This window comes from SAR324 cluster bacterium, from assembly GCA_029245725.1.
In the GTDB taxonomy this organism is placed as follows: Bacteria; SAR324; SAR324; order SAR324; family NAC60-12; genus JCVI-SCAAA005.
Genome location: JAQWOT010000205.1, coordinates 1 through 4,023 on the forward strand (window position 1 = coordinate 1; position 4,023 = coordinate 4,023).

The following is a 4,023-nucleotide window of genomic DNA, read 5'->3' on the forward strand; positions in this document are numbered from 1 at the left end:
CTGACGGGACTGGCTCCATCGAAGAGGCCCATCACACCCTCCAGCAAGCCGAGTTTGCCAGTTCCATATTTTTGAACGAGCCGCACCACTTCTGATCGGCCCATCATCCAAGAATCCAGGTTGATGCTGGGACAGCTTGCAAAATGCTGATGGTAGGCAGGATCGAGGTAGTCTGGGCCAGCTTTAAAGGGCTGAACTTGAACTCCCCACTTTTTTAGACCGGTCAGCAACAGGCATGTCAAGGCTGTCTTACCGCTGGAGCTTTGCAGACCGGCGAGCACTATTCCTGAAGGCATGGGTCAGAATTCAATGCCCAGTCGAGCCCGTACTCCCTGGTCGAAGTGGTGCTTGATTTTCCGCATTTCGGTCACCACATCGGCCCGTTCGATCAATTCTGCAGGAGCATGGCGTCCTGTGAAAACAAGTTCGACCTGAGGTGGTCGGCTGTCCACCAAGTCCAGCACTTGTTCTAGTGAGAGCAACTCTCGATGCAAGCAGTAGTTGATTTCATCAGCGATCACCAAGTCGTAATTTCCAGAACAGACAATGTCCTTCAAAGCAGCTACTTCTGGGATCAATTCTGCCTTCATTCGTTTGACATCCTGTGGCACCTTGCGACTGACACACAGGGCCCAGTAATGCGGAACGTTTCGGAACGTCAGATTCGGATGCAGATCTGGGCAAATTTTCAGCTCTCCCGTTTTCCAGCGAGGCTTGAGCATCCGCAGGTAATAGACCTTCAGTCCGGCTCCTAGTGCTCTGAGCATCAAGCCAAGCGAGGCTGTACTCTTGCCCTTGCCCTCCCCGGTGTAGATCTGAAAGGCTCCCACACGCTGCTTAGTCCTGAGCGGTTCTTCAAACTCGAACTCTGCTGAATCGGCTATTTCCTCAGTCATCGTTGTTCATCACTTGTTGGGTTCGCTTTATTAGGGCAGAGATATCAGAATAGGACTGAGCCACGTGGATGCGAGGGCGTTGCAGCACAATTAATGGAATCCCCAACGATTTGGCTGCCTGGTATTTCTCAAGGTATCCCCCAGCTTTTCCAGAATCCTTGGTGACCAAGATCTCAATCTTCCAACGTTCCAGGATCCTGTGATTTTCTTCTACGCTGAAAGGACCTTGTTGCGCACAGATTCTCGAAAGAGGCACACCGGCCTGTTCCAATTCTCGCAGGGATTCGCTGGTGGGGGCACAGCGCACAAACCACTCAGCTTGCCGATGGCGATCCTGGCTCAGAAACTCCAGCACCTGGTAACTCCCCGTTGCCAGCAAGATGCGCTTACCGCTCTTCAGTGCGAGGGCAGAGACTTTCTCAATGGAATCTCCACACAACTCATCCCCGACCAGTGTTGAGGGGCGTTCATAACGCAAACAGGGGATTTCTAGATCCACGGACAATTGCTGCAATTGCAGGGTCATCCGAGATGCATAGGGATGGGTTGCATCTACCAGCAAGCTTGCCTGGTGTTGGTGCAGAACTTGGTGCCGTCGTTCACGTCCAAGTGATCCCCAAACCACAGGGATCTTTTGTTCTCGCCAGGTCTGTACTCCTTGCTCAGTAGCCACGGAAACAATAACTGGAATTCCCTGCTGGTGTAGGCTGCGGACAATTTCATTGCCATCGCTGGTCCCAGAAAAAACCCAGACCGCTTTTCTTGGAAGCTCTGCCTGTTGAGCGGAGAGGGATGGCTCAGCCCAGCCTATATACCCTCTAGGGGTGAAGAGAAACTCCCGTTTTGGTTGTGTGAAGCGGTTTCCAATCACCAGCGATGTAAGCATATCAAATTGCCGATGACTCAACTCTCCAAGTTTGCAGCATTCCACCGACTGTTCTTCGCGGTAAGCGTTGCGAACGATCCCACACCAGGTCTCGGTACTCTTGAAGGTTTTTAGGATCTCCAGGATTCGATAGACTCCCTGTGAACGGGAACGACTCTGGACGTTATAAAGTACGATCACCAGATCGGCTTGGGCCAGGTGCTGTGCCCTGGTTTCGATCCATTCCCACGGACAGAGCAGATCTGACAGGGATAAAGTGGCAAAGTCATGAGCCAGTGGGGCTCCCAGCAAGGCTGCGCAGGCATTGGCTGCCGAGATTCCAGGAACCACTTCGACAGGGAAGGTGTCTTCTTCCTTCAGCAGTTCAAGCGCTAGCGTTGCCATGCCGTAAATGCCAATATCACCACTGGAAACCAGGCTCACCCGTTTCCTCTGACGAGCTAGTTCCAAGGCTCGCTCAGCACGCCTTCGTTCCTGGGTCAGAGGAAAAGTTTCAATCTGCTTATTCTGAATCCATGGCAAGACCCAGCGTAGATAAAGATCGTACCCGACAATAACTTCACTCTGGGTCAGGGCTTTTTTCGCACGCTCCGGCACAAGATCAATGAATCCAGGTCCAACCGAAACAAGAAAAAGCGCTCCTTCAGTGGACATGGACGCTTTCCAACATCTTGCTTAGCATTGCTGTTGAGATGCAACTGGCGAAGGACCAGCCCAGCAGAAAAATCGTTGGATCTCCTGCGCTGAAGGCACAAAGCTGTTCGTAATCGGCCTGCCCCAGGTTGGTACTTTGTTGACGTTGCGTGGGCAGTGTAGCCTGGACAACAAGCAGCAAGGGTAACTCTGGATCAGCCCCAACTTCTATTAGATTGGGCAACACATGCTGTCCACGGAAGGTGGGCATATAGATTGCGACACCTGAACCATGGTTCAGAAAGGTCGTGACGGCCCGGCAGGTCTCCAGATCGCTGTAAGTGGAGACCGTTGTGATCAGTAGTTCCGAACCACAATCCCTTGAGGTCAGGGGCACTCCCAATGCTGCAGCTGTTCCAGACAGGGTAGTGACGCCAGCCAGTATCTGGTAGGGAATCCTGGCTTGCTGTAATACTGCGAGTTCATCGGCTAGGCGAGCATAGATCAGAGTATCACCACCCTTGAGCCGAACAACACACTCATTTTGTCTGACCATGTCCAGCAGCAATTCGTTGATTTCCTTCTGTTTTTGGGAATGGTTCGTGGCGCGTTTCCCGACATAGATCTTCTGGGTGCGACTAGGAATTAGATCGAGGACTTCTGGACCTACGAGCGCATCGTAAAGCACGACATCGGCTTCTCGCAGTACTCGATAGGCTTCCAGCGTCAGTAGCTCCGGATTCCCCGGTCCAGCTCCCACGAAAATCACTTTCCCCAACATCATGCTTTCTCAGGCCAGGGAGGATCATGCACTATGGCCACGGTCACCCCATTGTGAGCCGTTTTTGGAACCAGCAGTTTTCCGGCATGGCTGGCTAGCAGTGCGCACGGTTCACAGACGCCAGCCACTCTCAACGTATCCTGAACCCAATCAGAAGATTTAGTGACCCATGGTCTGTGCTGCAGCAGACTCAAGGGGATTCCTCGCAAGGGAAGTTGCTGCTGGCGGCACCAGGCCCACAACCCAGATTCCTGTAACTTGACATCAACGGTGACTACCATTCGGAAGTTTGCAATGGAGAGTTGGTGAGTGTTCAAGACGTTCATGACGGCAGTGTCAATCTGCATCAGTGTGACATCACGCCGACAACCAATTCCAAGAATCAGGGGTCTCAGGCTTTCTGTAGCTGTGGTGAGAATTGGCTGGGCACCCAGTAAATTCGCCACACGCACAGACAGTTCGTTGGCTCCTCCTTCATGACCTCCAACCAGTGAAATCACTTGTCGGCCAGCTTCATCCACCAGCACGACACCCGGGTCGGTGTTCTTATCCTCGAGCATGCCCTGCAGGTAGCGCACAGCGATGCCGGTTGTACCTATAAAGATCCAGGCCCTATATTTCCGATAGACCGCACGAAAGGACTGCTGATTGGATGGAGCGCTTCCTCCTGGAAGTTCTGTGGCTGATAGGTGTTCAGCCAAGAAGTGCGCCATCGGTTGAACCACTCCTCTCACTGACCAGACTGCTAGATTGTGCCCATCCTCCATTAGGCCTCAGTCAGATCTTTTTCTCGTCGTCGAAAGCGGTGAGTGTACTGCGAGGAATAG

At 52.6% G+C, this 4,023-nt stretch carries 5 protein-coding genes; all 5 read right to left on the reverse strand.

Annotated features, from left to right (window positions below):
* On the reverse strand, positions 1 to 296 hold a 296-nt coding region (locus P8O70_11130), incomplete at its 3' end, for a cobyrinate a,c-diamide synthase (protein ID MDG2197428.1).
* A 3-nt stretch (positions 297 to 299) separates the two neighbouring features.
* Positions 300 to 896, reverse strand: a complete 597-nt coding sequence (locus tag P8O70_11135; GenBank protein MDG2197429.1) for a cob(I)yrinic acid a,c-diamide adenosyltransferase — start codon at positions 894 to 896, stop codon at positions 300 to 302.
* Positions 889 to 2,436 carry a precorrin-3B C(17)-methyltransferase gene (gene cobJ, locus P8O70_11140; protein ID MDG2197430.1) on the reverse strand — a complete coding sequence of 516 codons (1,548 nt, stop codon included), beginning with the start codon at positions 2,434 to 2,436 and terminating at the stop codon, positions 889 to 891. Before cobJ ends, P8O70_11135 begins: the two co-directional genes overlap by 8 nt.
* Complete coding sequence (gene cobA / locus P8O70_11145; GenBank protein MDG2197431.1) at positions 2,426 to 3,199, reverse strand: uroporphyrinogen-III C-methyltransferase; 774 nt, start codon at positions 3,197 to 3,199, stop codon at positions 2,426 to 2,428. The genes cobJ and cobA overlap by 11 nt, the downstream gene beginning before the upstream one ends.
* Positions 3,196 to 3,963 (reverse strand): cobalamin biosynthesis protein, encoded by a 768-nt coding sequence (locus P8O70_11150; GenBank protein ID MDG2197432.1) that lies wholly within the window; start codon positions 3,961 to 3,963, stop codon positions 3,196 to 3,198. The genes cobA and P8O70_11150 overlap by 4 nt, the downstream gene beginning before the upstream one ends.
* Positions 3,964 to 4,023: the final 60 nt, after the last annotated feature.

Bases quoted from the DNA above. Each gene is read 5' to 3' on its own strand.
- P8O70_11135 (MDG2197429.1), bottom strand. From the start codon at position 896: ATGACTGAGGAAATAGCCGATTCAGCAGAGTTCGAGTTTGAAGAACCG.
- cobJ (MDG2197430.1), bottom strand. From the start codon at position 2,436: ATGTCCACTGAAGGAGCGCTTTTTCTTGTTTCGGTTGGACCTGGATTC.
- P8O70_11150 (MDG2197432.1), bottom strand. From the start codon at position 3,963: ATGGAGGATGGGCACAATCTAGCAGTCTGGTCAGTGAGAGGAGTGGTT.
- cobA (MDG2197431.1), bottom strand. From the start codon at position 3,199: ATGATGTTGGGGAAAGTGATTTTCGTGGGAGCTGGACCGGGGAATCCG.